General features: G+C 74.4%; 5 protein-coding genes. 4 read left to right on the forward strand and 1 reads right to left on the reverse strand.

The window, feature by feature from the left end; translation table 11 throughout:
- Nucleotides 1–202 precede the first annotated feature (202 nt).
- Nucleotides 203–1960, forward strand: a complete 1758-nt coding sequence (gene asnB, locus ACZJYS_RS22180) for an asparagine synthase (glutamine-hydrolyzing) (protein WP_379649970.1) — start codon at nt 203–205, stop codon at nt 1958–1960.
- A gap of 99 nt (nt 1961–2059) precedes the next feature.
- Here the strand turns inward: asnB and ACZJYS_RS22185 are convergent, their stop codons facing one another.
- Nucleotides 2060–2701 (reverse strand): TenA family protein, encoded by a 642-nt coding sequence (locus ACZJYS_RS22185; RefSeq protein ID WP_109516801.1) that lies wholly within the window; start codon nt 2699–2701, stop codon nt 2060–2062.
- 121 nt (nt 2702–2822) lie between these two features.
- On the opposite strand from ACZJYS_RS22185, the gene ACZJYS_RS22190 reads away from it, so the two are divergent.
- From ACZJYS_RS22190 to ACZJYS_RS22200, 3 genes are all read left to right on the forward strand, one after another.
- Nucleotides 2823–4142, forward strand: coding sequence for a dihydroorotase (locus ACZJYS_RS22190; protein WP_493180350.1), 1320 nt, complete (start codon nt 2823–2825; stop codon nt 4140–4142).
- Between the two features lie 121 nt (nt 4143–4263).
- Entirely contained in the window at nt 4264–4926 is a 663-nt protein-coding gene (locus tag ACZJYS_RS22195; protein WP_493180351.1) for a tetratricopeptide repeat protein, read from the forward strand.
- On the forward strand, nt 4923–5478 hold a 556-nt coding region (locus ACZJYS_RS22200), incomplete at its 3' end, for an outer membrane protein assembly factor BamB family protein (protein ID WP_493180352.1). The genes ACZJYS_RS22195 and ACZJYS_RS22200, both read left to right, overlap by 4 nt.

Genomic DNA, 5478 nt, shown 5'->3' on the forward strand with positions numbered 1-5478 from the left:
CCGCCCCGCCTTGTCGTGCCTTGACAGGAACCCCCCCGAGCCGCTTGGTAGGGTTGAGAATTTCATGCGCATGGCCCCGATGCTGCCGCAGACCCAGCCCCGCCCGGGGCGGCCGGGACCGATGCTCCGGCCCCCACGGGCGGCTCCTTCCCCGTTGTCCCGACGCTTCGCCGCCATGCCACGCGGCCGGGGGGGCTGAGCCATGTGCGGAATCGCCGGCCTCTCGCTGCATGGGCGCGCCGTGCCGGATGCGGCGCTGCTGCAGCGCCTGACCGACGCGCTGGCGCATCGCGGCCCCGATGGCGCCGGCCACCATGTGGCGGCCAATGTGGCGCTGGCGCACACCCGGCTGGCCATCATCGACCTGGCGGGCGGCGACCAGCCGCTCTTCGCCGGGCCTGCCGCGCTGGTCGGCAATGGCGAGGTCTACAACTACCGGGAGCTGCGCACCGAGAACCAGCTCCTCTGCGCCACCGGCAGCGACTGCGAGCCGCCGCTGCACCTGTTCCGGCGCGACGGGCTGGCCTTCGCCGAGCGGCTGCGCGGCATGTACGCGCTGGCGGTGCACGACCGCGCCACCCGGCAGGTGGTGCTGGCGCGCGACCCCTTCGGCATCAAGCCGCTCTACACCGCCGAGCTGCCGGGCGGCATCGCCTTCGCCTCCGAGCCGCAGGCGCTGATCGGCGCCGGGCTGGTGGCGCCGAGGCTGCGCCCCGAGGCGCGGGCCGAGCTGCTGCAGATGCAGTTCACCACCGGCGCGGAGACCATCTTCGAGGGCATCCGGCGCGTGCTGCCGGGCGAGACCATCGCCATCTCGGAAGGCAAGGTGCTGGAGCGCCGGCGCCGCGCCGCCCTGCCCGAGGGCGGGCCGGTCGCCACCACCGAGGCCGAGGCGCTGGCGCGCTTCGAGGCTGCCTTCCGCTCCAGCGTCGAGCTGCACCAGCGGAGCGACGTGCCCTACGGCATGTTCCTCTCGGGCGGCACGGACAGCGCCGCGGTGCTGGCGATGATGGCGCGGCTGAACGAGGCGCCGGTGCGCGCCTTCACCGCCGGCTTCGACATTCCCGGCGCCGCCGATGAGCGCGAGCGCGCCGCCACCCTGGCCCGCGCCGCCGGCGCCCGGCACGAGACGGTGATGGTGGGCGAGGCCGATGTGTGGCGCCACCTGCCCGAGATCGTCGCCGCCATGGACGACCCGGCGGCGGACTACGCCATCATCCCCACCTGGTTCCTGGCGCGGCGGGCGCGGCAGGCGGTGAAGGTGGTGCTCTCCGGCGAGGGCGGGGACGAGCTGCTGGGCGGCTATGGACGCTACCGCGCCGCGATGCGCCCCTGGTGGCTGGGCGGCAAGGCGCCCCGCACCCGTGGCGCCTTCGACCGGCTGGACGTGCTGCGCGCGGCGCCGACCGGCTGGCGGGACGGCATCGCCGCCGCCGAGGCCGCCGTGGCCTTGCCCGGCCGCACCCGGCTGATGGCCGCCCAGGCGCTCGATGTCGCCGACTGGCTGCCCAACGACCTGCTGATCAAGCTCGACCGCTGCCTGATGGCGCATGGCGCGGAAGGCCGCACCCCCTTCCTCGACAGTGCCGTGGCCGAGGCGGTGTTCCGCCTGCCGGACGGGCTGAAGGTGCGCAAGGGCGCCGGCAAGTGGCTGCTGCGCGAGTGGCTGGCGCGGAACTTCCCCGCCGCCGAGCCGCACCGGCCGAAGCAGGGCTTCACCGTGCCGGTGGGCGCCTGGATCGGTGCCCGGGGCGAGCAGCTCGGCCCGCTGGTGGCGGCGCAGCCGGGGGTGATGGAGATTGCCCGCCCGGAGAAGGTGGTGGCGCTGTTCAAGGCCGCCGCCGGCAAGCGCGAGGGCTTCGCCGCTTGGCACCTGCTGTTCTACGCGCTCTGGCACCGCCGGCATGTGGAGGGGGTGATGCCGGAGGGCGACACCTTCGCCTACCTGGCCGCGCGATAAGGGAAGCGTCCAGGCGGCACGCCGCCCACCCACGTATCGCTCAACCGGCAGAAAAAAGATGGGGGCCCGGGGGAATTCCTTCCCCCGGCCTTTTTCTTCCTACGCGTACAGATCGTCGAAGAACTGCCGCTCCAGCCGCACCGCCCGGCGGAACAGCGTGGCGCAGGCGGCTTCCTCCGCCGGCCCCACCCGGTCCAGCTCGGAGCGCAGCCAGCCGACGAAGCCCCGGAAGAAGTCGTTGTCGTGCAGGGTGATCCACTCGGCATGGACGAAATCCGGCGGCAGGGGGCCGCTGCGGCGGCTGGCCCAGGCGAGGTAGAGCCACTCCGCCACCACGAGCACGGAGAGCGCCCGGGCGTAGGAGCGGCTCTCCGCCGCCTCCCGCATCAGATCCTGGAAGGCGCGGGTGGTGCCGCTCAGCACGGGGGCGGTGCGCTCGGCCTCCGGCACGCCGAGCGCGTCGAAGGCGCGCTGGAAGTAGGTGTTCTCGTCGCTGGTGATCATCGCCAGGAAGCCGGAGAGGCGCAGGCGGGCGGCGTAGCTGTCGGCGCTGGCGATGGCGGCGCCGAGGAGGGCCACGAAGCGGTCGATGAACTGGTAGTCCTGCACCAGGTAGGCCCGCATCCGCGCCGGCTCGGCCGTGCCGTCCAGCATGGCGTCGACGAAACGGTGGCGGATGGCGGCGTTCCAGTCCTCGGCGCAGGCGCGGCGCAGCGCCTCGGAGAATCCGGTCTGGGGCATGGCGTTGGTCTCCCGGTCGTGCCGGATGCGGATAGCAGAGCCGCGGTCGGGGGTCGCCCCCGGGGCGGAAACTGCCTAGAGAGAAGGCCACGACCGGCCCCATCCGAGAGGAATGCTCCGCATGACCAGCTACGATCTCATCCTGCGCGGCGGACGCTGCGTGCTCCCCTGGGGCGAGGAGGAGGTCGATGTCGGCGTGCGCGCCGGCCGCATCGCCGCGCTCGGCGACCTGCGGATGGCCGAGGCGGCCGAGGTGCTGGACTGCGCCGGGCTGCACATCCTCCCTGGCCTGATCGACCCGCATGTGCACCTGCGCGATCCCGGTGACCCGGCGGTGGAGACCATCGAGACCGGCACGAAGGCCGCCATCCTCGGCGGCATCACGGCGGTGTTCGACATGCCCAACACCAGCCCGGCCATCACCGGCCAGCAGGCGCTGGAGGACAAGCGCGCCTATGTGAAGGGCCGCGCCTGGTGCGACATCGGCTTCTATGTCGGCGCCGCGCGCTCCAACATCGGCGCCCTGGCGGCGCTCGAGGCCAACCCGGATGTCTGCGCCATCAAGGTGTTCGCCGGCTCCTCGACCGGCGACCTGATGGTGGAGGACGATGCCTCGCTGGAGCGGGTGATGCGCTCCGGCCGCCGCCGCATCGCCTACCACTCGGAGGACGAGTACCGGCTGCAGGAGCGCAAGCCGCTCTACGCCGCCGGCGGCCCGCACCGCCTGCATGCCGAGTGGCGCGACGTGGAATGCGCCTTCCTCGGCACCCGCCGGCTGATGGCGCTGGCGCGCGAGACCGGCCGCCCCGCCCACATCCTGCACGTCTCCACCGCCGAGGAGCTGGGCTACCTGAAGGATTTCCGCGACGTCGCCACGGTGGAGGTGCTGGTCAACCACCTCAGCCAGACGGACGAGGCCTATGACCGCCTCGGCGGCTACGCGGTGATGAACCCGCCGATCCGCGACGCCCGCCACCAGGAGGCCGCCTGGGCCGCCGTGCGCGACGGCACGGTGGACTGCATCGGCTCCGACCACGCGCCGCACAGCCGGGCCGCCAAGGAGCGCCCCTGGCCAGCCACCGCCGCCGGCCTGACCGGCGTGCAGACCCTGGTGCCGCTGATGCTGGACCATGTGAACGCCGGCCGCCTCTCGCTCGGCCGGCTGGTGGACCTGATGGCCGCCGGCCCGGCCCGCGTCTATGGCGCGGTGGGCAAGGGGCGGCTGGCCGCCGGCTACGATGCCGACTTCACCATCGTCGACATGAAGCGCGCCCGCACCATCGAGGAGAGCTGGATCGCCTCGCCCTGCGGCTGGACGCCCTTCGCCGGCCAGCGCGTCACCGGCTGGCCGGTGATGACGGTGGTGCGCGGCCATGTGGCGATGCGCGACGACACGGCGCTGGGCGCCCCGGAAGGCCGCCCCGTCAGCTTCCACAGCTGAGGCCCCGGGGCCGGGGCGGGGCGGGGCCGCCCGGCCCCGCCGCCGAAGCTCCGCCGCCAGAGGCTTAACGTGGCGCGCCGCTGCCGCTATGGTCCGCGCCACTTTTCACAGAGGCCGGACCTTGCCGGATATCTTCGACGAAGTGCAGGAGGAGCTGCGGGCCGAACGGGCCCGGCAGCTGGGTGTGCGATATGGCGGCATGCTGGCCGGCGTGGCGCTGCTGGTTCTGGTCGGCCTGGGCGGATGGCAGGGCTGGCGGTGGTACGAGCAGCGGCAGGCCAGCCAGGCGGCCACGACCTTCCTGGAGGCGCACCGCGCCGCCGAGACGCAGGGCGCCGACCTGAAGGCGGTGGGCGACCGCTTCGCCGCCCTCGCCGCCGAGAGCCCGGCCGGCTACCGCCTCCTCTCCCTGCTGCGCGCCGCCGCGCTGAAGGCCGAGACGGGCGACCGCGCGGCCGCCCTGGCGATGTGGGACCAGGTGGCGTCCGACAGCGCCGCGCCGCAGCTCTACCGCGACCTCGCCAGCCTGATGTGGGCGCTGCACGGCATGGACAGCCAGGACCCGGCGCTGCTCGCCGCCCGGCTGGAGCCGCTGGCCCAGGCGGGCGGGCCGACGGGTAGCCCCTGGCGCGCCTCGGCGCGGGAGCTGCGGGCGCTGCTCGCCATCCGGCGCGGCGAGACCGCCGAGGCCAAGCGTGACCTGGAGGCCCTGGCGGCCGATGTGAACGCGCCGCGCGGCCTGCGCGACCGCGCCAGCCGCCTCGCGGCGGGATTGGGGGTATGATGCGGGACAGGAAGATCTGGACGCGGCGCGCCGCGCTGCTGGGTGGCGCCGGCCTGCTGAGCGGCTGCGGCCTGCTGGACGGCGTTTTCGGCGACAGCAAGCCGCCGCTGCCGGGCGAGCGCCACTCGGTGCTGACGGCGCAGCGGGAACTGGCGGCCGATGCCGGCATCGCCGGCCGCCCCGTGGCGCTGCCGCCGCCCCAGGCGCGGGCCGAATGGCCGCAGCCCGGTGGCGGCGCCACGCACGATGCCGGCCACAACGCCGTGGGCCCGCGCCTGGCGGAAGCCTGGCGCGCCTCGGTGGGCACCGGCAGCTCCTACCGCCGGCGCATCACCGCCGGCCCCGTCATCGCCCAGGGCACGGTGTTCGCGGCCGACGCCTATGGCGTGGTCTCGGCCTTCGACCTCGCCTCGGGCGGCCGCCGCTGGCGCTTCGACACGCGGCCCGAGGATGACGACACGGGCGCCGTCGGCGCCGGCTGCGCCTTCGCCGACGGCACGCTCTACGTCGCCACCGGCATGGCCGAGATGCTGGCGCTGGACCCCGCCACCG

The organism is Roseomonas sp. TS2 (genome assembly GCF_058833935.1).